20 protein-coding genes are annotated in these 20,590 nt (G+C 60.9%); 8 read left to right on the forward strand and 12 right to left on the reverse strand.

Features of this window, described 5'->3' with window-relative positions; translation table 11 throughout:
- Nucleotides 1-7 precede the first annotated feature (7 nt).
- The gene (locus BN3544_RS09090; protein ID WP_019430375.1) at nucleotides 8-976 is read right to left on the reverse strand and encodes a CobD/CbiB family protein; all 969 of its coding nucleotides are present in this window, start codon (nucleotides 974-976) and stop codon (nucleotides 8-10) included.
- Between the two features lie 7 nt (nucleotides 977-983).
- Complete coding sequence (locus BN3544_RS09095; RefSeq protein ID WP_081499392.1) at nucleotides 984-1,649, reverse strand: CoA pyrophosphatase; 666 nt, start codon at nucleotides 1,647-1,649, stop codon at nucleotides 984-986.
- 156 nt (nucleotides 1,650-1,805) lie between these two features.
- On the opposite strand from BN3544_RS09095, the gene BN3544_RS09100 reads away from it, so the two are divergent.
- Nucleotides 1,806-2,744: a hypothetical protein gene (locus tag BN3544_RS09100; protein ID WP_019430373.1), complete on the forward strand. Its 939-nt coding sequence runs from the start codon at nucleotides 1,806-1,808 to the stop codon at nucleotides 2,742-2,744.
- A gap of 167 nt (nucleotides 2,745-2,911) precedes the next feature.
- Here the strand turns inward: BN3544_RS09100 and BN3544_RS09105 are convergent, their stop codons facing one another.
- The 5 genes from BN3544_RS09105 to BN3544_RS09125 form a co-directional block, all read right to left on the reverse strand.
- Nucleotides 2,912-3,919 carry a class 1 fructose-bisphosphatase gene (locus BN3544_RS09105; protein WP_026036724.1) on the reverse strand — a complete coding sequence of 336 codons (1,008 nt, stop codon included), beginning with the start codon at nucleotides 3,917-3,919 and terminating at the stop codon, nucleotides 2,912-2,914.
- 36 nt (nucleotides 3,920-3,955) lie between these two features.
- On the reverse strand, nucleotides 3,956-6,679 hold the full coding sequence (gene pepN / locus BN3544_RS09110; protein ID WP_019430371.1) for an aminopeptidase N: 2,724 nt from the start codon (nucleotides 6,677-6,679) through the stop codon (nucleotides 3,956-3,958).
- Between the two features lie 33 nt (nucleotides 6,680-6,712).
- Nucleotides 6,713-7,817, reverse strand: a protein-coding gene (gene prfB / locus BN3544_RS09115; RefSeq protein WP_155820518.1) for a peptide chain release factor 2 whose coding sequence is annotated in 2 segments (ribosomal slippage) — nucleotides 6,713-7,735 and nucleotides 7,737-7,817 — 1,104 coding nt in all. Because the reading frame shifts where the segments join, the coding sequence is not laid out codon by codon here.
- A gap of 71 nt (nucleotides 7,818-7,888) precedes the next feature.
- Entirely contained in the window at nucleotides 7,889-8,419 is a 531-nt protein-coding gene (locus BN3544_RS09120; RefSeq protein ID WP_019430369.1) for a hypothetical protein, read from the reverse strand.
- Nucleotides 8,420-8,463: 44 nt separating this feature from the next.
- Nucleotides 8,464-9,405, reverse strand: coding sequence for an alpha/beta fold hydrolase (locus BN3544_RS09125; protein WP_019430368.1), 942 nt, complete (start codon nucleotides 9,403-9,405; stop codon nucleotides 8,464-8,466).
- On the opposite strand from BN3544_RS09125, the gene BN3544_RS09130 reads away from it, so the two are divergent.
- From BN3544_RS09130 to BN3544_RS09150, 5 genes are all read left to right on the forward strand, one after another.
- Entirely contained in the window at nucleotides 9,404-11,197 is a 1,794-nt protein-coding gene (locus BN3544_RS09130) for an acyl-CoA synthetase (protein ID WP_019430367.1), read from the forward strand. The two genes, BN3544_RS09125 and BN3544_RS09130, sit on opposite strands and share 2 nt — an antisense overlap.
- A 79-nt stretch (nucleotides 11,198-11,276) precedes the next feature.
- A complete protein-coding gene (locus tag BN3544_RS09135; RefSeq protein WP_019430366.1) occupies nucleotides 11,277-12,338 on the forward strand; it encodes an aldo/keto reductase in 1,062 nt (353 codons plus the stop codon).
- A gap of 9 nt (nucleotides 12,339-12,347) precedes the next feature.
- Nucleotides 12,348-12,839, forward strand: coding sequence for an aminoacyl-tRNA deacylase (locus tag BN3544_RS09140; protein WP_019430365.1), 492 nt, complete (start codon nucleotides 12,348-12,350; stop codon nucleotides 12,837-12,839).
- A 28-nt stretch (nucleotides 12,840-12,867) separates the two neighbouring features.
- Nucleotides 12,868-13,497, forward strand: a complete 630-nt coding sequence (gene plsY / locus BN3544_RS09145; protein WP_019430364.1) for a glycerol-3-phosphate 1-O-acyltransferase PlsY — start codon at nucleotides 12,868-12,870, stop codon at nucleotides 13,495-13,497.
- On the forward strand, nucleotides 13,494-13,892 hold the full coding sequence (locus BN3544_RS09150; protein ID WP_019430363.1) for a RidA family protein: 399 nt from the start codon (nucleotides 13,494-13,496) through the stop codon (nucleotides 13,890-13,892). The genes plsY and BN3544_RS09150 overlap by 4 nt, the downstream gene beginning before the upstream one ends.
- Before the next feature lie 382 nt (nucleotides 13,893-14,274).
- Here BN3544_RS09150 and bktB read toward each other — a convergent pair whose 3' ends face one another.
- The 4 genes from bktB to BN3544_RS09170 form a co-directional block, all read right to left on the reverse strand.
- Nucleotides 14,275-15,459, reverse strand: coding sequence for a beta-ketothiolase BktB (bktB, locus tag BN3544_RS09155; protein ID WP_019430362.1), 1,185 nt, complete (start codon nucleotides 15,457-15,459; stop codon nucleotides 14,275-14,277).
- A 103-nt stretch (nucleotides 15,460-15,562) separates the two neighbouring features.
- On the reverse strand, nucleotides 15,563-16,318 hold the full coding sequence (locus BN3544_RS09160; protein ID WP_019430361.1) for an SDR family NAD(P)-dependent oxidoreductase: 756 nt from the start codon (nucleotides 16,316-16,318) through the stop codon (nucleotides 15,563-15,565).
- 65 nt (nucleotides 16,319-16,383) lie between these two features.
- Nucleotides 16,384-17,739 (reverse strand): cytochrome c, encoded by a 1,356-nt coding sequence (locus tag BN3544_RS09165; RefSeq protein ID WP_019430360.1) that lies wholly within the window; start codon nucleotides 17,737-17,739, stop codon nucleotides 16,384-16,386.
- Nucleotides 17,736-18,599, reverse strand: coding sequence for a c-type cytochrome (locus tag BN3544_RS09170; protein WP_019430359.1), 864 nt, complete (start codon nucleotides 18,597-18,599; stop codon nucleotides 17,736-17,738). Before BN3544_RS09170 ends, BN3544_RS09165 begins: the two co-directional genes overlap by 4 nt.
- A gap of 110 nt (nucleotides 18,600-18,709) precedes the next feature.
- Between BN3544_RS09170 and BN3544_RS09175 the strand changes: the two genes are divergently transcribed.
- Nucleotides 18,710-19,228 (forward strand): GNAT family N-acetyltransferase, encoded by a 519-nt coding sequence (locus BN3544_RS09175; protein ID WP_019430358.1) that lies wholly within the window; start codon nucleotides 18,710-18,712, stop codon nucleotides 19,226-19,228.
- Nucleotides 19,229-19,240: 12 nt separating this feature from the next.
- Nucleotides 19,241-20,227 carry a tRNA dihydrouridine synthase gene (locus BN3544_RS09180; RefSeq protein WP_019430357.1) on the forward strand — a complete coding sequence of 329 codons (987 nt, stop codon included), beginning with the start codon at nucleotides 19,241-19,243 and terminating at the stop codon, nucleotides 20,225-20,227.
- On the opposite strand, the gene BN3544_RS09185 is transcribed toward BN3544_RS09180, so the two are convergent.
- Entirely contained in the window at nucleotides 20,212-20,577 is a 366-nt protein-coding gene (locus BN3544_RS09185; protein WP_036075233.1) for an Hpt domain-containing protein, read from the reverse strand. The two genes, BN3544_RS09180 and BN3544_RS09185, sit on opposite strands and share 16 nt — an antisense overlap.
- Nucleotides 20,578-20,590 lie beyond the last annotated feature (13 nt).

A 20,590-nucleotide genomic window follows, 5' to 3' on the forward strand; every position in this document is an offset into this window, starting at 1 on the left:
CGCTGGGTCACCCCACCAGATTGGCCATGGTGAGCAAGGCCACCAGCACCAACCACATGATCACTGTGCGCCAGACCAAGCCGACCACTTGGGCAAAGTGAGCCACCTCGGGCGTTCGGCCAGGGGTGCTGTTCCCGCCTGAGGTGTTGTCGCTTTCTTCGTCTTCATTACTCGCTTGCAAGGGCGCTCCGCCGAGGCGGATGTTGATGGCGCCCGCTGTCGCAGCCAGGATCACCCCATCGTTGTCGTCTGGAAAGTTTTGTGCGTGGTTGCGCCAGCCGTCCATGGCATCTTCAAAGCTGCCCACAATCGCAAAACCCATGGCAGTCATGCGCGAAGGCAGCCAATCCATGGCCTGCCATGCCCGCGAGGCCACGGATTGCAGCGCCTCACTCATCACGGAGCCGTCGTCTTCTGTGGGTTTTTGCCAGCGGCGTTGCGCCAACTCGGTCAGGCGATACACCACGGCACCGACAGGCCCCAAGCCAATGATGGACAGTGCTGCATACCAAAAGAAAACACCAAACACGTGCCTGTGCGCAGCGATCATGGAGTATTCGATGACATGACGCACGATTTCGCTGCGCGGTATTTGGCCGACTTGCACTTGTTGCCACTCGGCTAGCAGTTCGCGGGCTTGGGTTTCATTGCCGTCCTCCAGGGCTTCGCGGATGGCCGTGAAGTGGTGGCTGAACTGCCTGAACCCCAAGGTGAGATAAAGCAGTGCGACATGCCAGATCACGGCAAACAACCAGCCCAATCCCCATTCAAGCGACCAGTTCACCAGCATCGCCACAAGCGCCGGGCCAATCACCGTGATGCCCCAAGTGATCCAGGCCTGGTGACGCACCCCTGCGTCAAATGTGCGGGCCACCCAGGCGACCCAGCGTTCCACGGTGGTGTAGATCACATTGACGGCATTGAGTGGGCGCGCTTGCTCCAGTACCAAAGCCAACAGGATTGCAAAAAAACTCATGGCATTCTCATTCCACTGGGTTAACCACTAAGAATCGATAGAAGTTACGAAGCATAGCGGCTGTAGCACCCCAAATGAAGCGCTCGACAAGGTCGATCTGACCATCTGCTGCACACCGTGGTTCTTGGTAGGGCATTGAAAACCATTGCCTGCGGGCACCTTGCCATTCAAAGGTATGGCGACGGTGGTGTGCCGGATTCATCAAGAAAGCCAAGGGCACCTCAAAAATATCCTGTACTTCGTCTGCGTTGGGTGCTGGCTCAAATTCGGGGGACACCAAAGCAATGACGGGGGTGACCCAAAAAGCAGTTCCGGTCACATAAACCGGCAATTCGCCAATGACCTGAACATGCTTGGGGTGCAGGCCCACTTCTTCGTGGGCTTCGCGCAGCGCGGTCGCATGTCGGCTGGTGTCTTGCGGATCGACTTTGCCGCCCGGAAAAGCGATCTGCCCTGAGTGCGTCGACATGTGGTGGGCCCGTTGGGTGAGCAAAACCGTGGATTCCGAGAATTCAGGCCCACGCAGCACGATGGGCACCAAAACCGCTGCATGGGCGGGCGATCTGTCGGTGAAAGAAGTTTCCCGTTCGACTTCAGGCTGCCAGATGGGGGGCTGCGCGAAGCGGGCTTTCAGTGCGGCAGGCAACAAGTGCGCAGACGGCACCGCTGGCATATCGTGATCGATGCGCCAAATCGGAACATTGCGGGGGTCAAAAGACAAAGGTTTTGGCACAGGCTGTATTTATAACCGACAGGGAAACGGCCAGCTTTAAAATAGCTGACGCTGCACTTTTTAGCAGCGCTATTTTTATTGATTTAGGTTGACACCATGAAGCGTGATTATTTTTCTCCTGGCACCTCATCCGATCGCCGTTTTGGCGAACACCGCTCCGGCACCTGCATGGCGCTGATCGATGGCCGGTTCCTGATCTGGATGGCGCAACAAGGCGCTGTGGGTGCCACGGGCGAGTCGGTGAATCGCCAAGGCTTGCTCAGCTTGCTGTCGCAAGCACTTTTGCATGCCGGACTCGATGTCGACTTGCGCCGTATTTATTGGTACAGCGACCGATCGGATGGTTTGATCATCGACGACCAGATCGTGCGCCTGGTGCAAACCCACGATGCCGACGGCGGCGCTTCCTTGCTCCGTTCCTTGGGCCATGACCTCAAGCAACTGGCTGAGCACCATGCCTGTGACCATGTGTTGGTGGCCAGCGACGATGAGCGGTTTTTGGCCACCATCGACGAAGCCCAGTTGAGCGGTGTGAGCGTGCATCTGCTGGCCGATGAATCGGCGCGCAACATGCCCCAAATGGTGCGCACCGATCCGGGTTGGGCCCGCTTGTTGGCCCAAGGTGACCGCCGTGTGGTGGTCAACTCGCAAGCCCTGGCCGACATGCTGCAAGGCAAACTGCCCACAGGCATGGGCTTGGCACTGGAAGATGTCGAAGAGCTGCGCAAGTCGATGCATGAAGTCATCACCGCTTGGTGGGCCGATGAGCCTGAAGACCTGCGTGAAGACCTGCGCGATGCGCTGCAGATCAGCCGAGGCATTCCGCAAGAAGTGGACCGCCAACTCTTGCTGCGCATGCGCCAGCGCCTGGCCCGCGCCTTGAGCTTGCCGGAGAAAAAGATGTTGCGTGAAACACTGCGTTCGGTGGTGGCTGAACCCTCCGTGCCCTCTTCAGCTGCCGCTGGATCGCCATCTGGATCGACGCCTGCAACGATATTGCCAGGCCCCGACTTTCCCCCTGACAGTGACGCGTAAATCAACGCTGCGGGCCGCAGGGTCTGCCGCACCCAAGCAAAAAAGCCCTGACTCGCGAAAGTCAGGGCTTTTTGTTGGGGGTACTGAGCAGGTGAAAGCCTAGCCCCTATTTTTGTTTTGACGCAGTCGCACTCAAAAAGGGCGTGGCATCGGCTGTTCGCTGCACCTTAGGGTTTGGCGTGGTACCGCGTCAATCGCTCGACTTCATTTTTGGAGCCCAGCACCACGCTCACGCGTTCGTGCAGTTGGCTGGGTAGCAAGTCGAGAATGCGTTCCTTGCCGTTGGTGGATGCGCCTCCTGCTTGCTCAATCAGCCAGCTCATGGGGTTGGCTTCGTACAGCAGGCGCAGTTTGCCGGGCTTGTGCGGTTCGCGTTTGTCCCAGGGGTACATGAACACGCCGCCACGGGTCAGGATGCGGTGCACATCGGCCACCATGCTGGCGATCCAGCGCATGTTGAAGTCTTTGCCGCGCGGACCTTCTTTGCCTTGCAGGCATTCGTCAATGTAGCGGCGCACGGGCTCGTCCCAATGGCGCATGTTGCTCATGTTGATGGCGAACTCTTTGGTGTCGGCGGGCACTTGCACGTTTTCCTGTGTCAGTACGAAGGAGCCTTGTTCGCGGTCCAGCGTGAACATGGCCACGCCATCGCCCACAGTGAGCACCAGAGTGGTTTGTGGGCCATAGACGCAGTAGCCTGCAGCCACTTGCTGCTTGCCTGGCTGCAGGAAGTCCTGTTCCGTCACGCCTTGGCTTCCTTCGGCTTTTTTGAGCACGCTGAAGATGGTGCCGATGCTGACGTTGACGTCGATGTTGGACGAGCCGTCCAGGGGGTCAAATAGCAAAAGGTATTCGCCTTGCGGGTAGCGGTTGGGCACCAGGTAAATGCTGTCCATTTCTTCGGAGGCCATGGCCGCGAGGTGCCCGCCCCATTCGTTGGCTTCGAGCAGCACTTCGTTGGCGATGATGTCCAGTTTCTTTTGCACCTCGCCTTGCACGTTTTCGCTTTCGGCACTGCCCAAAACACCGCCCAAAGCGCCTTTGTTAACGGCGTGGCTGATGCTTTTGCAGGCGCGAGCGACCACTTCGAGCAACAAGCGCAGGTCAGCCGGGATGTGGCCTTTGTCGCGTTGTTGCTCCACCAAGTAGCGGGATAGGGAGACTTTGCTGCTCATGTTCATTCCTCGGGTTCAGTGGGCTGTCGGATGCAGTCAGTGGCTACTCAGGGCGCGGCTGATCACCTCGCGCACATCGTTGGAGAGGTCGGCTTTGGCCGCCACACGCTCGATCGCCACGCGGGCGGCGCTGCGGTAGGGCTCGGCCAGTCGGCTCCAGCGGTCCATGGCGCGGGCCAGGCGGGCGGCCACTTGCGGGTTGATGGCATCCAAAGCGAGCACTTGTTCGCTCCAGTACACATAACCTGCTGCATCGGCACGGTGGAAACCGGCGGGGTTGGCGCTGCAATAGCTGAAGATCAAACTGCGTGCGCGGTTGGGGTTGCGCAGGCTGAAGTCGGCGTGCTGCATGAGCTGGCGCACGCGGGGCAAAACATCGCCAGCGCGATCGGGTGCTCCGGCTTGCAAGGCAAACCACTTGTCGATCACCAAAGCTTCGTGCTGGAACAGCTTGTGGAATAAGGCCAAGGCGTCTTGCGCCAAGACATTGCCGCTGACCACCAACGCCGACAAGGCGTTGAAGCGGTCGGTCATGTTGCTGGCGTCCTTGAACTGCTGGTATACACGGCCGGGTGTGACGGCGTCACCGCTGTGCACGGCTGCCACGCACAGCATGCCCATGGACAGCCCGGCCAATGCGCGGCGACCACTCGACTGGGCATCGGGTGAGTAAGCGCCGTTGTTCTTGTGTGCGTCCCAAGCCCATTGCCAGTCGGCTTGCAAGGCCGTGGCCAATTGCAGGCGCATGTTCTCGCGCAGGGCGTGCACGCGTTGCGGGTCCACGACGTCCAGCTGGTCGGCGATGTAGTTCTCTGACGGCAGTGTGAGCGCCAGGTCTTTGAACGCAGCATCCAGTGTGGGGTGGCGCAGCACGTTGCGCAAGGCCGCGACCAGGGCTTCGGACAGCACAGGCTGACCCGTCAGGTCCTTGTTCTGCTGGATGGCATCGGTGGCGCTTTGCAGCATCAGGCGTTGACCAGCTTCCCATTGGTTGAAGGGGTCGTTGTCATGGGCCAGCAAGATCAGCAGATCGGCCGCCGACAAGCCGTCTTCCAGCACCACGGGGGCACTGAAACCGCGCAGCAGCGAGGGCACAGGTTCGCTGTCAATGTTGACAAAGCTGTAGCTGGCGCTGGCTTCGGTCAGCACCAAGGTCTGCTGCAGCACCACATCAGCTGCACCGGCCATTTGCAAGGGCAGGGCCTGACCATCGCGGCTGAGCAGGCCCAGCGTGACCGGGACGACGAAGGGCGCTTTGCGGTCTTGGTCTGGCGTGGCGTGGCAACTTTGACTGAGGGTGAGCGTGTAAGTGCGCTCGGCAGCGTTGTAGGCCCCTGAGGCCTGAAGGCGTGGCGTGCCCGCTTGGCTGTACCAGTGTTTGAACGCGGCCAGATGCAGCGCCAGTGCCGAGCCGGGGTTGGCATCGGCAATGGCTTGCGCAAAGTCATCACAAGTCACAGCTTGGCCATCGTGGCGCTCAAAGTAGAGCTTCATGCCTTTGGCAAAGCCGTCGCGCCCTAGGCTGTCAATGGGCGTGGCCACCAAGGTCTGCATCATGCGAACGACTTCAGAGCCCTTTTCGTAGATGGTGACGGTGTAGAAGTTGTTGATTTCCACATAGCTGTCAGGGCGCACTGGGTGGGCCATGGGACCGGCGTCTTCGGCAAATTGCACGGTGCGAAGCACGCGCACGTCTTCGATGCGCTTGACGGCGCGGGCGCTGGTGTCGCCGGCCATGTCCTGGCTGAATTCCTGGTCGCGGAAAACCGTGAGGCCCTCTTTGAGTGACAGCTGGAACCAGTCGCGGCAGGTGATGCGGTTGCCCGTCCAGTTGTGGAAATACTCGTGGCCCACCACGCTTTCGATGTTGCCGAAATCCATGTCGGTAGCGGTGGCCGGATTCGCCAACACGTACTTGGTGTTGAAGATGTTCAGGCCCTTGTTCTCCATCGCGCCCATGTTGAAGTCGCTGGTGGCGACGATCATGAAGCGTTCCAGGTCCAGCGGCAAACCAAAACGGGCTTCGTCCCAGGCCACGCTGGCCATGAGCGAGTTCATGGCGTGTTCGGTTTTGTCCAAGTCGCCGGGGCGCACAAAGACCTGCAAGAGGTGCTCGGTGCCGCTGCGGCTGATGATGCGCTGTTCGCGTGCGACCAGTTGGCCCGCCACCAGTGCGAACAAATAGCAAGGCTTTTTGTGCGGGTCGACCCACTTGGCAAAGTGGCGTCCGTCGTCCAATGTGCCTTGCTCAAGCAAGTTGCCGTTGGACAGCAGCACCGGGTATTTGGCCTTGTCGGCACGCAAAGTGACGGTGTAGCTGGCCATCACATCGGGGCGGTCCAGAAAGTAGGTGATGCGCCGAAACCCCTCGGCCTCGCACTGCGTGAAGAACGAGTCGTTGCTGACGTACAAACCCATCAGTTGGGTGTTTTTCTCGGGGTTGCAGGTGGTGAAGATTTCCAGATCGAAGCCCTCTTGGCCTCCATCTTCCAAGCTCGGCAGGTTTTCCAGCACCAGCTGGCCACCGTCCATCTTGAACGAAGTGCCCGCGCCATTCACCAGCACGCGTGCCAGGTTCAGGTCTTCGCCGTCCAGGCGCAGCGGCTGGGCCGCCACATCCGGGTTGCGGCGCAAGCGCATTTTGTTCAGTACGCGGGTCTTGGCCGGGTCGAGGTCGAACGTCAGATCGACCGTGTCGATCCAGAAAGCCGGTGCGGCATAAGCCTCCCGGTGAATCGCGGTGGGTTGTCCTTCACGCATCACTAACTCCGTTTTGGTTGAGGTCTGACCGGGTCAGAGGCCTTGTTTCAGTGAGGCTTCGATGAATGCATCCAGGTCGCCATCGAGCACTTTTTGGGTGGCCGAAATCTCGACGTTGGTGCGCAAATCCTTGATGCGGCTGTTGTCCAGCACATAGCTGCGAATCTGGTGACCCCAGCCCACATCGGTCTTGGTGTCTTCCAGCTTTTGCTGCTCTTCCATGCGCTTGCGCATTTCAAAGTCGTACAGGCGCGAACGCAAGCGTTGCCATGCCACGTCGCGGTTGCTGTGCTGGCTTCGGCCGTCTTGGCACTGCACCACGATGCCGGTGGGGATGTGCGTCAATCGCACCGCCGAGTCGGTTTTGTTGATGTGCTGACCACCCGCACCGCTGGCACGGAAAGTGTCGGTACGCACGTCAGACGGGTTGATGTTGATCTCGATTGAGTCGTCGATTTCGGGATACACAAACAGCGAAGCGAACGAGGTGTGGCGGCCGCCCGACGAGTCGAATGGGCTTTTGCGCACCAAGCGGTGCACGCCGGTTTCTGTGCGCAGCAGGCCAAAGGCATATTCGCCCTCAATCTTGATGGTCGCGCCTTTGATGCCCGCGGTGTCGCCCGGTGTTTCGTCTTCCACGGTGGCTTTGAAGCCTTTGCGCTCGGCGTATTTGACGTACTGGCGCAGCAGCATGCTGGCCCAGTCGCAGGCTTCGGTGCCGCCTGCGCCTGCCTGGATGTCGACAAAGCAGTTCAGCGGGTCGGCCTCGTGGCGGAACATGCGGCGGAATTCGAGGTCTTCGACCAAGCTGGCCAATTTGGCGGTTTCTGCCTCAATGGTCTTCAAGCCATCCTCATCGCCTTCTTCCTTGCTCATCTCGAAGAGTTCAAGGTTGTCGGCCAGCTCGCTGGTCAGGTTGGTGATGGTCACCACCACGCCATCCAAGGCTTTCTTTTCTTTGCCCAGCTCTTGGGCTTTTTTCGGGTCGTTCCAGACCGAGGGATCTTCGAGGGATGCGTTGACGGTTCTCAGCCGTTCAGATTTGGCATCGTAGTCAAAGATACCCCCGTAACTCGTGGGTACGAGCGGTCAGGTCTGTGAGGGATGCGCCGATTTGGTTGATGTGTTCTGCGTCCATGGGGAATGTGTCCGGTTCGGTAAACCGGTCATTTTCTCATGAGTTGGTTGGGCAAGGCCTCGGGCAGTCGGTTAAAACTGCCGTCCGTAAGAGAACATCACTGCGGCGGTGCCCAAGAACTTGACCTGAAGCGAGTCGTGCTGGGTCAGTTTGTAGCCCACGGCCGGGATGATGGCTGGCGAGAACCCGTGGTAATTGAGGGGCACTTTGTTTTCATAAGGCGCCACGTAACCGTACATCAGGCCCCCCGTGACTTTGGCAAACAGTTGCGGCATGCCCAGCAAATTGTTGAACTGACGCCCGGCGTACACATACACCGAGGGTTGGCCGAAGGAGTTGCTGAAAAAGCTGATGCCGCACAAACGATCACCGGGCAATTGCTCGTCGATGGCGACCAGAACCACATTTTTGTGTTCAGGGTTGTTACTGAAGTGGTAGGTGTAAGGTGAAAACGTGAATTCGCCCCGGTGTGTGGGTTCGGGTGCACCTTTGACGGCCAACAGGTCGGGGCAATAGCGCGTGGAGCTGTCTGCGTGTGCCAGTGAGAATAAGCCTGACAAGGCCACCGGCAGTATGAAACGCAGAATGTGTAAGGGGTGCATGGCAAACGATGATCAATATTAAAACGGTTTGATTCTAGGGCTTGTCAGGCCAAGAACTTTTGCAGCAGTGCTGCCAGTGTTTGTGGCTGATCATGGTGCAGCATGTGGCCCGCGTCGGGGATGACGGCTTTTTCCAGCACCGGCACGGCTTTTAAACGCTCATGGAATTCGGCCAATGTGTAGCGGCCCTTCCACCATTGGCCCAGCGAGTCGTCTGAGGCCTCTACCGCCAGCACCGGTGCAGTGATGCGGCGGTACATCTCCAGCGCTTCTTCGACGTGGAACAAATACGGGTTGATCACCTTGTGCGCCGCATCGCCCAGAATGCGCCACAGCCCATCGCTGCCCGCTCGCGCCCAATGCTGGGCCAGCCATTGGGCTTTGTCTGCGCTCAGGCGGTGGTTGGTCTTCATCAAGCGCGCCGCCACACCCGCGGCATCGGCATAGGGTTTCAAGGCGTTCGCCCCCTCGCGCTGCGCTTTGAGCTCATCGAGCCATTGGCCCATGCGGGTCGGGGCTTGGGCGGGCCGGGTGGCGGGCATGCCAAAACCTTCGACGTTGACCAGCCGGCGAATGCGCTCAGGCCGTGTGCCTGCGTACATCATCACCACGTTGCCGCCCATGCTGTGGCCGACCAAGTCAATCGCTTGCCCCGGGTACAGCTGGTCCAGCAAGGCGTCCAGATCGGCCAAGTAATCGGGAAACCAATAACTGTCGGTGGGCGGGGCCTCGGTCAGGCCGTAGCCTCGCCAGTCCATGGCGATGATGGGGCGTTGTTGAGCAAAGGCTTGGCTGAACGCATCCACCATAAATTGCCAGGACGCGGCCACGTCCATCCAGCCGTGCGCCAGAACCAAGGGGGTGGCACCCGGCGTGGGTGTGCCCCATTGACGGACGTGGTAACGGCAGCCGCGCAGTGGCACCCACAGGCTTTGAGATTCGCGTTGAACTTGGTACATACTTTCGATCATAAGGAGACCCAACATGAGCGTCAGTCGCAAGCAGGACCGCCAAAGTCAAGCCACCCCCCAAGCCAACCCTCGAGCTGTCACTGACCCTTACCAAGTCATTCACCAAGGCTTTGGCTGGAAGGTGCCCAAGCACTTCAACATGGCCCAAGCTTGCTGCACGCAGTGGGCCGCGCAGGCTGCGACGGCCCAACGCCAAGCGGTGCGTGAGCATGTGGCAGGGCAAGGCTTGGGCCGCAGCTGGACTTTTGGGCAGTTGCAGCAAGACGCCAATCGCCTGAGTCAGGTCTTGCGTGCGCAAGGCGTGCGGCGCGGCGACCGGGTGGCCATCGTGATGCCCCAGCGCTTTGAGACCGCTGTGGCCTACATGGCGGTGCTGCAAATGGGGGCAGTGGCCATTCCACTGTCCATGCTGTTCGGGCCTGAGGCGCTGTCTTTTCGCATCAACGACAGCCAAGCCCGAGTGGCGGTGTGTGACGAATCGACCCTTGACGCCTTGCTGCAAGCCCGCCCCGATTGCCCTGGCTTGCAAACCCTGATCGGCTTGGGGGAGGCGGGTGCCTTGGCCGACCTGGATGGCCACCGCGCCATGGCCGCCAGCCCAAGCACTTTCAAACCCGTGCGCACCTTGGCCGAAGACCCTGCGGTGCTGATCTACACCAGCGGCACCACCGGCAACCCCAAAGGCGCGCTCATTCCGCATCGGGCGCTGATCGGGAACCTCACCGGATTTGTGTGCAGCCAGAACTGGTTTGGCTTTGACCCTTTTGACGCCACCCAAGCGTCCCAAGCGGTGTTTTGGTCGCCCGCCGATTGGGCCTGGACAGGGGGCTTGATGGACGCCTTGCTGCCCAGCTTGTATTTCGGACGACCCATCGTGGCCTTCAATGGGCGCTTTTCGCCAGAGGCGGCTTTCGAGATTTTGCAAAGCCATGCGGTCACGCACAGCTTTTTGTTCCCCACGGCGCTCAAGGCCATGATGAAAGCCGTGCCCGATGTGAAACCCCATTACAAACTGCAGCTGCAAGCCATGATGAGCGCGGGCGAAGCGGTGGGCGATGCGGTGTTCGACTATTGCCAAAAGCAGCTGGGCGTCACCGTGAACGAGATGTTTGGCCAGACCGAAATCAATTATGTGGTGGGCAACTGCACCCGTTTGTGGCCCGCCAAACCAGGCAGCATGGGCAAGGGCTATCCCGGCCACCGGGTGGCGGTGATCGACGATGCGGGCCGCGTGTGTCCTGCGGGCACGCCCGGTGAGGTGGCGGTCCATCGTTGTGATGTGCACGGCCAGCCGGACCCGGTGTTCTTTTTGGGCTACTGGAACAACGAGCAAGCCACCCAAGCCAAATACACCGGTGATTGGTGCCGCACCGGCGACATGGCGGTGGCCGACGAGGACGGTTACCTGTGGTACCAAGGGCGCACCGACGACATGTTCAAGGCCGCGGGCTACCGCATTGGCCCAGGCGAGATCGAAAACTGCTTGGTCAAACACGCGGCGGTGGCCAACGCCGCTGTGGTGCCTAAGCCCGACAAAGACCGGGGTGCGTTGGTCAAGGCCTATGTGGTCATGTCGCCCGACTGGCAAAGCCGCAGGCCCGTAGGCGCAGGGCGAGCCGCGTTTGAAGAACAGCTCAGACGTGAACTGCAAGCCCATGTGAAGGGCTTGCTGGCCCCCTACGAATACCCCAAAGAGATCGAGTTCATCGCGCAACTGCCCATGACCACCACAGGCAAAGTGCAGCGGCGGGTGTTGCGTCTGCAGGAAGAAGCACGCGCGACAGCGGTGCAGGCCCAAGCACGTTGAGGCGTGACAAAATCAACCCAACACCGTTTTCCCCTGCTCAGGGAAATCAGGACGACTTGAATTCAACACAGGAAACACCATGAAACTCGTTCAACTCGGCCAATCCGACTTGCATGTCACGCCCATTTGCCTGGGCACCATGACTTTTGGCGAACAAGTCAACGAGGCCGATTCGCATGCCATCTTGGACCGATCGCTCGAAGCGGGCATCAACTTCATTGACACGGCTGAGATGTATGCCGTGCCCGCCACCGCAGCCACCTGTGGCTTCACCGAAACCTACATCGGCAACTGGTTTGCCAAAAACCCCGGTGCCCGCCAGAAGTTGGTGCTGGCCACCAAGGTGGCCGGCCCTTCGCGCGGCATGCCCTGGATTCGTGAGGGCTCGGGCATGAGCGGGCAGGATATTTTGAATTCGTGTGATGCCAGCTTGCGTCGCCTGCAAACCGAGGTGATCGATCTGTACCAAATTCATTGGCCCGAGCGCCATGTGCCTGCGTTTGGCATGGCGTATTTCGACCCGAGCAAAGACAAGCCGCTCACCTCGATTCACGAGCAACTCGAAGCCTTGTCCAAATTGGTCAAAGCCGGCAAGGTGCGTTATGTGGGCCTGTCGAACGAAACACCTTACGGCGTTCACGAATTCGTGCGCCTGGCCGAGCAACATGGCCTGCCCCGTGTGGCCACGGTGCAAAACCCTTACTGCCTGGTCAACCGCACCTATGACAACGCGCTGGATGAAACTTGCCACCGCCTGAACGTGTCGATGCTGGCTTATTCACCGCTGGGCTTTGGCCTGCTGACGGGCAAATACGACCACATCGATTTGACTGGCCCACTGCTGCCCGAAGGTGGCCGCATTGCCCGCTACGACTCGATGCGCAAACAGCGTTGGGGCCGCCCCGAAGCGCTGGTGGCTGCACGCCGCTACAACCAGTTGGCCCGCGACAATGGCATGACACCGACCCAAATGGCCTTGGCGTTTTGCTACCACCGCTGGAGCGTGGCCAGCACCATCATTGGCGTGACATCGCTCGCACAATTGAACGAAGACTTGGCCGCCTGGTCGACCGAGTTGTCGCCTGAAGTGCTCAAGGCCATTGATGCGATCCGGTGGGACATGCGCGACCCGGCTTTGTGATCCTGGCCCATGGCCAAAAAAGACAAAGTCAGTGAAACCCCGGCCACGGCGCTCTTGCGCCAGCACGGGGTTAGCTTCACCGAACACCCCTACGAATACTTGGAACACGGTGGTGCCCAGCACAGCGCACAGGTCTTGGGCATGGACCCGTTTGCCGTGGTCAAGACCCTGATCATGCAAGACCAGGATGCTAAACCGCTGGTGGTGCTGATGCATGGCAACCGCAAGGTATCGACCAAAAACCTCGCGCGGCAAGTGGGCCTCAAGGCCATTGAGCCCTGTGCGCCCGAAGTGGCCAACCGGCACAGCGGTTATCTGGTGGGCGGTACCTCGCCGTTTGCCACGCGTCGGCAAATGCCGGTCTTCATCGAGCAAACCATTTTGGCTTTGCCTCGCATCTGCATCAACGGTGGGCGGCGCGGTTACCTGGTGGGCATCGACCCCCAAGTGTGCGTGCAGTTGTTGGGCGCGCAGCCCGTCCAATGCGCACTGGCAGAATGACGCCCGTATAAGAACAAGGGAGCTTTCGATGGATGTGTTGATTCCGGTGGCCGTGGTGTTGGCCAGTTATTTGGTGGGCTCGCTCAGCTTTGCCGTCATTGTGAGCCGCTTGATGGGGTTGAACGACCCGCGCAGCTACGGCAGTAAAAACCCCGGTGCCACCAATGTGCTGCGCTCGGGCAGCAAAAAAGCCGCCATCCTGACCTTGCTGCTTGACGCGGTAAAGGGCTGGCTGCCGGTGGCGCTGGTGCTGGCCTTTGGCCCGCCACACGGTTTGGGACCAGGCGTGGCCGCGCTGGCGGGCTTGGCCGCATTTCTGGGGCACTTGTACCCGGTGTTCTTTGGCTTTGTGGGCGGCAAAGGCGTGGCCACGGCGGTGGGTGTGCTGGTGGGCGTCAATGGCTTGCTGGCGCTGACGACCGTGCTCACGTTTGCCATCGTGGTGTATTTCAGTCGCTATGTGTCGCTGGCGTCGATGGTGGCTGCGGTGTTTGCGCCAGTGTTTTATGTGTTTGGCGACGGCGTGGCCTGGGATGTGAATGCGGCGGAGGTGTTCAGCCTGGCGGTGATGTCTTTGCTGCTGGTCTGGCGTCACCGTGAAAACATCAATCGCCTGTTGGCAGGTACCGAATCCAAACTGGGACAGAAAAAAGCATGAGCCAAGACCTGCAAAGACTGCATGTGGCAGCCCGCTACAGCGAGGCGGCCATCTTTAATGGGGTGGTCTATTTGGCGGGCATGGTGCCTGAATGCGAAGCCATCGACATCCGCAGCCAGACCGCCGATGTGCTGCGCCAAATCGAGCAACGCTTGACCGAGGCGGGCAGCGACAAGACGCGCATCCTGCGCACCCAGATCTACCTGAAAGACATCACCGACATCGCGGCCATGAACGAGGTGTGGGATGCTTGGGTGGTGGCCGGCTGCGCACCGCCTCGGGCCACCGTGCAAGCCGCGCTGGCCGACCCGGCCTATCGGATTGAGGTGGTGGTGACTGCGGCGGTGAAGGCAGTGGTCATGGCCGCGGTCCCGGCAGCGGGCACCGCATTGTGAGATCGCACGCGAAATTTTCCACTGTTTAGCCAGACCGTCTCTGATTTGTCATGCCCGCGAATGCGGGTATCCATGGCCGCCAAAGGCATGGCCCCCCGGTCAAGCCGGGGGTGACAAACAGGAGAGCCCGTCAGGCCGGGGGTGACAAACTGAGGAATCTGTCATGCCGGCGGGTGACAAACAGGGGAATCTGTCATGCCCGCGAATGCGGGTATCCATGGCCGCCAAAGGCATGGACCCCCGGTCAAGCCGGGGGTGACAAACAGAGGAGCCCGTCATGCCCGCGAATGCGGGTATCCATGGACGCCAAAGGCATGGACCCCCGGTCAGGCCGGGGGTGACAAACAGGAGAGCCCGTCATGCCGGGGGCCACAAAGCAGGATCACATGCGCTCGAAAATCGCTGCAATGCCTTGGCCACCGCCGATGCACATGGTCACCAGCGCATAGCGGCCATTCACGCGTTGCAGTTCGTACAGCGCTTTGACGGTGATGAGTGCACCGGTCGCGCCAATGGGGTGGCCCAGCGAGATGCCCGAGCCGTTGGGGTTGACCTTGGCTGGGTCCAGACCCAGTTCGCGGGTCACGGCGCAGGCCTGCGCGGCAAAGGCTTCGTTGGCTTCGATCACGTCCAGATCGTTCACGCTCAGACCGGTTTTCTTGAGCACCGCTTGTGTGGCCGAGATCGGCCCCACGCCCATGATCTTGGGGTCCAGACCCGTGTGGGCATAGCCCACCAAGCGGGCCATTGGCTTGGCACCACGGGCTTTGGCGGCACCGGCTTCCATCAGCACCACAGCCGCAGCCGCGTCGTTGATGCCCGAGGCGTTGCCAGCCGTCACGGTGCCGTTTTCTTTGACGAACACAGGCTTGAGCTTGGCCATGTCTTCGAGCTTGCAGCCGGGGCGGAAATGTTCGTCTGTGGCGTAGGCCACTTCGCCTTTTTTGCTTTTCAGCATGACCGGCATGATCTGATCTTTGAAGTAACCGGCCAGCGTGGCGCGTTCGGCGCGGTTGTGGCTTTCAACGGCCAGTGCGTCTTGCATCTCGCGGGTGATGCCGTATTGGGCCGCCACGTTCTCGGCGGTCACGCCCATGTGGATGGTGTGGAAGGGGTCGTGCAGCGCGCCGACCACCATGTCGACCATTTTGGTGTCACCCATGCGGGCACCCCAACGGGCGCTCAGGCTGGCGTAGGGTCCACGGCTCATGTTTTCGGCACCGCCGCCAATCGCAATGTCGGCATCGCCCAGCAGAATGGACTGGCTGGCCGAAATGATGGCCTGCAAGCCCGAGCCGCACAGGCGGTTGACGTTGAAGGCAGGGGTGCCTTCGGCGCAGCCACCGTTGATGGCTGCAACACGCGACAAATACATGTCTTTGGGTTCGGTGTTGACCACATGGCCGAACACCACATGGCCGACATCCTTGCCTTCGGTGCCTGCGCGGGACAGGGCTTCGCGCACCACTTGCGCGGCCAGCTCGGTGGGGGCAATGTCCTTCAGGCTGCCGCCATAGGTACCAATGGCGGTGCGCACACCGCTGACAACAACAACTTCACGGCTCATGGGATGTCTCCAGAATTTAAAAATAGGAATTAGATAACCCACACAGTGTCAAGGTCAATCACTACATTGACCTGACAGCATTCGCCCGAAAAATGGGGTGGAATCAGCCCCGCACGTCGGCGACCGCTTGCTCGCCAAAGTCGGGCCTGGCCAGATAGGCCAGCACTTGGCTGGCCGCTTGGGGGGCCGAGCTGAGCAGGCCTTGTTGCTGAAGTTGGGCAAAACGGGCTTGGTCAGGAAAGGCGGCGGCAGGGGCTGCACGCAGCTGCACCTGCATGTCGGTGTCGATGACGCCGGGGGCCAAAGCGCAGACTTTGGCGCCATGGGGTTTGAGTGCTTCGTCCAAAGCCATGCAGCGGGTGAAATGGTCCATGCCCGCCTTGGCCGCGCAGTAGCCCGCTTGCGAAGCCATGGCATTGCGCCCCAAGCCCGAAGAAATATTGAGCACCTTGCGTGGAATGCCCCAGTGTTCGGTGGCCCCCAAAAAAGCGGCGCACAGCTGCATGGGCGCTTCCAGGCCCACGCGCAGGGCTTGTGCCAAGTCGGCGGCATCGGCTTGGCTCAGGGGGCCAATGCGTGGGATGACGCCCGCGTTGTTGATCAGGGTGACGCCGGCATAAGCCGACGTGTCCAAGTCCTGAAGCCAGTCGCGTAGCCGCTGGCTCGCACCTTGCCCATCGCACAGGTCATGCGTCCATTGGGTCAGGGCAACATGCTGTTGCTGGGCAGTGGTGGCCAGTCCATCGTGGGTGTGGCGCGAGATGCACAGCAGGCTGTTGCCGGGGGTGAGCAGTTGCTGCGCCATGGCCAAGCCCATGCCCCGCGAGGCCCCCGTCAGGATGTAGAGGTGTTGTGTCATGCCCGAAATGGTATCGGCCTGAACCTGTCCGAGGGGTGCCGCACATGACAGCTCGTCATGACCGCTCAGTGGCCTTGTGCGGCGCGGATGCGGTTGACTTGCAAGGGCGTGACGTCGCTGGCTTGGTTGCCCCATTGGGTGCGCAGGTGGGTGAGCACCGCGGCGATGTCACGGTCGTCCAGTTCGAGCACCGCTGGCGGCATGCCAAAGGGGCGTGGGTGCAAGGCGGTGGCCGGGCCATAGCCGCCATACAAGACCATTTGCACCAAATTGGTTGGGTCGCTGAGCAGCACGGCGCGGTTGCCTGCCAGCGCCGGGTAGGCCGTTGCACCTGCTGCCGTGGCAATGCCTTGGCCTTGTTCTCCGTGGCATTGCGCGCAATGCCGGTCATAGATTTGCAGGCCTTTTGCAGCCACAGCCAGGCTCACTTTGGCTTGTAAGGGTGGTTTCGGGGGGGCAGCTGTGGCAGCCGCTTTTTGTGCGCGAGACTTCAGATACACGGCCATGGCCAGCAAATCGGCTTCGCTCATGTATTGGGTGCCGTGTTGCACCACTTCGGCCATCGGGCCGCTGGTCTGGGCTTGCGCTGACTCACCCGTGCGCAGCAGTTGCACGATGCTGGACAAAGCGCTTGTGGCCAGCCCGGTTTCGTGGTCGCTGGTCAGGTCGGGTGCATACCAGTTGACCACGGGCATCAGCCCACCAGACAAATCATCGACAGCGCCGCTGGCCCCCAAAGCGTTGCGTGGGCTGTGGCAAGCGGCGCAATGGCCTAGGCCTTGCACCAGGTAAGCGCCCCGGTTCCAATCGGCCGTTTGTGCTGGGTCGGGTTTGAACGGCGTGGGGCTGAAAAACAGGCTGCGCCAAATCGCCAAGGCAGGCTGTGTGCCCAAAGGCCACATGAGGGTGTGGGCTGGGGTGGGCTGGTTCACGGGTGCCAGGCTTTGCAGCCAGGCCAACAGGTCGTCACTGTCAGCGCGGGTGATCACGCTGGTGTGGTTGTAGGGAAAGGCGGGGGTCAAGAGGCGGCCATCTTGGGATCGGCCGTGGTGCAGTGCACGCCAAAAATCCTCGGGGCTCCAGCGGCCAATGCCGGTGTGGGTGTCGGGCGTCAGGTTGCTGCTGTAGACGGCTCCAAAGGGCGTATCGATGCGTCGGCCCCCGGCCATGGGGGCAGAGCCGCGTGCGCTGTGGCAAGCCACGCAGTTGCCTGCGCGGGCCAAGTATTGGCCGCGTTCAATTTGCGCGCTCTGGGGCTGCGCGTGGCTTGCGGTGTTGGGGGCTTGACTCGTGGCTGGGGTCGCCGGTGTCGTCCAAGCGTCGCCCCAGTTGTCCACCACAACATAGGCGGTCAATGCCAAAAGTGCGCAGGCGAGAAGCCCGCCGATGTGGGCAGTGCGTGTGAAGCGTGGGGCTTTCATGGCTGTCCTCCAGCTGTGCGTGACAGCTCGGGGGCGCTGCCGCAGCGCAAGGCCGCAGGCAGGGCTGGGCCTTCGGGCGGGCGCGGCGCGGGGTGCGTGTCGTTGGGCAAAGCCTGGCGGGCCAGCCAGCTGGACACCGCAATCAGCTCATCGGCCGGGATGCGCTTGACCACTTCGGCCATGCAATCGGGCGCGTGGGCCTTGCGCTGGCCGGTTTGCCAAGCGCCCAGTTGTGCGTTCAGGTAATCCAGTGGCAGGCCCAGCAAGCCGGGTACGTTGGGTTGCACCCCCGTCAAGCGCACGCCGTGGCATTGCGTGCAAGCGGGCAAGCCCCGCGACGCATCGCCCTGGGTGACCAGTTGCTGGCCTTTGGCCAAACGTTCGGCCGAAATGGCATTGCTGGCGCTGGGTTTCGGGTAGGGCAATTCGAGAGATGAAAAATAGTGCGCCATCTCGCCCAAGTAGGCGTCCGACAACGGGTCGATCAGGCGGGTCATCAGCTCGTAATGGCGTCGCCCTTGTGAAAAGTTGCGCAGCTGGTTGTGCAAATAGCCTGCGGGTTTGCCAGCCAGTCGTGGGTAATAACCATCTGGCCCAGCCCGGCCTTGCTCGCCGTGGCAGGCGGTGCAGGCCCGGGTGCGCTCGGCCATGTTGTCTTGAAAACGGGCGGTGGCTGCAGGCGAAGGTGCCGGTGCAGGAGTGGTTGCAGGAGTGGTTGCAGGAGTGGTTGCAGGAGCGGTTGCGGTTGCCGTTGCCGTGGAACCAGGCAGTGCCTGTTTTTGGGCTTGGGCGGCAGCGCAGATGAGCAATGCGATACCCACAGTCCAGGCTTTGTGCAATTTCAATAAGTTCAATGTCATCCTCATGCCTTGAAGATAACCGAAGCGGCGACAATACCGGGTTTGGCGCTGGGCATACCCGCCTGGCCAGCCCTTGTTTTTGAGTCTTTTTTTTCATTCCCATTCAAGCCATGTCCGATATCCAAGTCCGATTTGCCACCCTCCAAGATGCCCCCGCTGTGGCCGCATTGCATGCGAGCGCCTGCCGCGCTGCCTACGCAGGCCAAGTGCCCGATGCCCATTGGGACGCCACGCCCATGCCCAAACGCGTCTCCTTCTGGAAAGAAGCCGTCGAATACGGCGAACCCCAAGTCATGGTGGCCACAGACGGCAAAGAGGTCGTTGGTTTTGTGGGCTTTGACCGTTCACGCGACCCCAAGTCCAAAAACACCACCGGCGAAATCTGGGCCATTTATGCAGCGCCCGACCGTTTGGGCCAAGGCATTGGCTTGGCGCTGTGGGACGCGGCCCGCGAAGGTCTGGAAGACGAAGGCTGCACCGATGTCACGGTCTGGTTGCCCTTGTTGCATGAAAAAACGCTGCGTTTCCACGACCTGGCGGGCTTCAAGCGCGAGATGAACACCGCTCGCACCGTGCCTTTGGGCGGCGTGAAAGTCGAAGAAGTGCGCCTCAAGCGCAAATTGGCCTGACGTTTTGAGCGCATGCCCATGAGCCATTTGGGGGCGCGTGTCTTGTTGGCCCCGATGGAGGGCTTGCTGGACCACACCTTGCGCGACGTGCTCACCCGCGTGGGCGGGGTTGATTTGTGCGTGTCCGAATTCATCCGCGTCACCAACACCGTGTTGCCGCGCCGCGCCTTCATTCGGGTGGCCCCTGAGTTGCTCAACAACAGCTGCACCGTGGCAGGCGTGCCCGTCAGGGTGCAATTATTGGGGTCTGACCCCGATTATTTGGCGGCCAACGCGGCGGCTTTGGCCGAGCTGCAGCCTGCGGGGATTGATTTGAATTTTGGGTGCCCCGCCAAAACCGTGAACCAGCACCGTGGTGGCGCTGTCTTGCTCGACGAACCCGAGCTGGTGGGCCAGATCGTGGCGGCGGTGCGGCGGGCGGTGCCTGCACACATTCCTGTCTCGGCCAAGATGCGCCTGGGCTTCAATGACGACAGCCGCGCCGAAGACTGCGCTTTGGCCATCGAGGCCGCAGGAGCCAGCGACTTGGTGGTGCACGCCCGCACCAAGGCCCATGGTTACAGGCCGCCCGCTTACTGGGACCGCATCGCTGATTTGAGGCAGCGTGTGCGCCTGCCCATGGTGGCCAATGGCGAAATCTGGACATTGGCAGACGCTTTGCGTTGCCGCGAAGTGACGGGCTGCGATCGGTTGATGATTGGGCGGGGCATGGTCGCCGACCCTGGTCTGGCTTTGGCCATCACGCAACACGATGCCTTGACCCAAGGCGGCGCCATGCAAAGCGCCGTGGCCTGGACTCAGATATTGGGTTTGATGCGCCTGTTCTGGCAGGGCATTGCCTTGCGGGTGGCACCCCGGCACCGGGCAGGTCGGCTCAAGCAGTGGCTCAATTATTTGCGCCGGGTTTATCCGGAGGCGCAAGAGGCCTTTGACCAACTGCGCTTGCTGCACGACCCCGAAAAGATTGACCAGTGGCTGGCCGCTCAGGCCGTCGGATGAAGCGTCAGGTGAGTGGCCACTTCGGTGCGCAGCGCTTCCAGCTGAGGGGCTAAGCGGTTGTAGGCCACGCGGACTTGTGACGATTCACCGTGCTTGCTCAGGTGTTCGACGCTCACCACCAGCTCAACCAGACTGTCCACACAAAACACGGGTGTGAAACCCTTGAGTTGGTGCAGCAAGCGGTTCACGCCATGCATGTCGTCTTGTTGCAGCAGCGCCTCAATGCGCGGCAGGTCTTCGCCGAGGGTCTGGTGCAGTGTTTTGAGCAGCGACAACACCCCACCGGCATCACCAATGAACTCCATGGCCCTTGCAATGGACAGGTAAATCGGGGCAGATGGTTGGCTCATAAAAGCAGGGGCG

Source organism: Limnohabitans sp. Rim47 (genome assembly GCF_001517545.1).
GTDB lineage: Bacteria > Pseudomonadota > Gammaproteobacteria > Burkholderiales > Burkholderiaceae_C > Limnohabitans_A.

What these genes read in the sequence shown, in the direction of transcription:
- BN3544_RS09090 (WP_019430375.1), bottom strand. Translation starts at nt 976, where the DNA reads ATGAGTTTTTTTGCAATCCTGTTGGCTTTGGTACTGGAGCAAGCGCGC.
- BN3544_RS09095 (WP_081499392.1), bottom strand. Translation starts at nt 1,649, where the DNA reads ATGCCAGCGGTGCCGTCTGCGCACTTGTTGCCTGCCGCACTGAAAGCC.
- BN3544_RS09100 (WP_019430373.1), top strand. Translation starts at nt 1,806, where the DNA reads ATGAAGCGTGATTATTTTTCTCCTGGCACCTCATCCGATCGCCGTTTT.
- BN3544_RS09105 (WP_026036724.1), bottom strand. Translation starts at nt 3,919, where the DNA reads ATGAGCAGCAAAGTCTCCCTATCCCGCTACTTGGTGGAGCAACAACGC.
- pepN (WP_019430371.1), bottom strand. Translation starts at nt 6,679, where the DNA reads ATGCGTGAAGGACAACCCACCGCGATTCACCGGGAGGCTTATGCCGCA.
- BN3544_RS09120 (WP_019430369.1), bottom strand. Translation starts at nt 8,419, where the DNA reads ATGCACCCCTTACACATTCTGCGTTTCATACTGCCGGTGGCCTTGTCA.
- BN3544_RS09130 (WP_019430367.1), top strand. Translation starts at nt 9,404, where the DNA reads ATGAGCGTCAGTCGCAAGCAGGACCGCCAAAGTCAAGCCACCCCCCAA.
- BN3544_RS09125 (WP_019430368.1), bottom strand. Translation starts at nt 9,405, where the DNA reads ATGTTGGGTCTCCTTATGATCGAAAGTATGTACCAAGTTCAACGCGAA.
- BN3544_RS09135 (WP_019430366.1), top strand. Translation starts at nt 11,277, where the DNA reads ATGAAACTCGTTCAACTCGGCCAATCCGACTTGCATGTCACGCCCATT.
- BN3544_RS09140 (WP_019430365.1), top strand. Translation starts at nt 12,348, where the DNA reads ATGGCCAAAAAAGACAAAGTCAGTGAAACCCCGGCCACGGCGCTCTTG.
- plsY (WP_019430364.1), top strand. Translation starts at nt 12,868, where the DNA reads ATGGATGTGTTGATTCCGGTGGCCGTGGTGTTGGCCAGTTATTTGGTG.
- BN3544_RS09150 (WP_019430363.1), top strand. Translation starts at nt 13,494, where the DNA reads ATGAGCCAAGACCTGCAAAGACTGCATGTGGCAGCCCGCTACAGCGAG.
- bktB (WP_019430362.1), bottom strand. Translation starts at nt 15,459, where the DNA reads ATGAGCCGTGAAGTTGTTGTTGTCAGCGGTGTGCGCACCGCCATTGGT.
- BN3544_RS09160 (WP_019430361.1), bottom strand. Translation starts at nt 16,318, where the DNA reads ATGACACAACACCTCTACATCCTGACGGGGGCCTCGCGGGGCATGGGC.
- BN3544_RS09165 (WP_019430360.1), bottom strand. Translation starts at nt 17,739, where the DNA reads ATGAAAGCCCCACGCTTCACACGCACTGCCCACATCGGCGGGCTTCTC.
- BN3544_RS09170 (WP_019430359.1), bottom strand. Translation starts at nt 18,599, where the DNA reads ATGACATTGAACTTATTGAAATTGCACAAAGCCTGGACTGTGGGTATC.
- BN3544_RS09175 (WP_019430358.1), top strand. Translation starts at nt 18,710, where the DNA reads ATGTCCGATATCCAAGTCCGATTTGCCACCCTCCAAGATGCCCCCGCT.
- BN3544_RS09180 (WP_019430357.1), top strand. Translation starts at nt 19,241, where the DNA reads ATGCCCATGAGCCATTTGGGGGCGCGTGTCTTGTTGGCCCCGATGGAG.
- BN3544_RS09185 (WP_036075233.1), bottom strand. Translation starts at nt 20,577, where the DNA reads ATGAGCCAACCATCTGCCCCGATTTACCTGTCCATTGCAAGGGCCATG.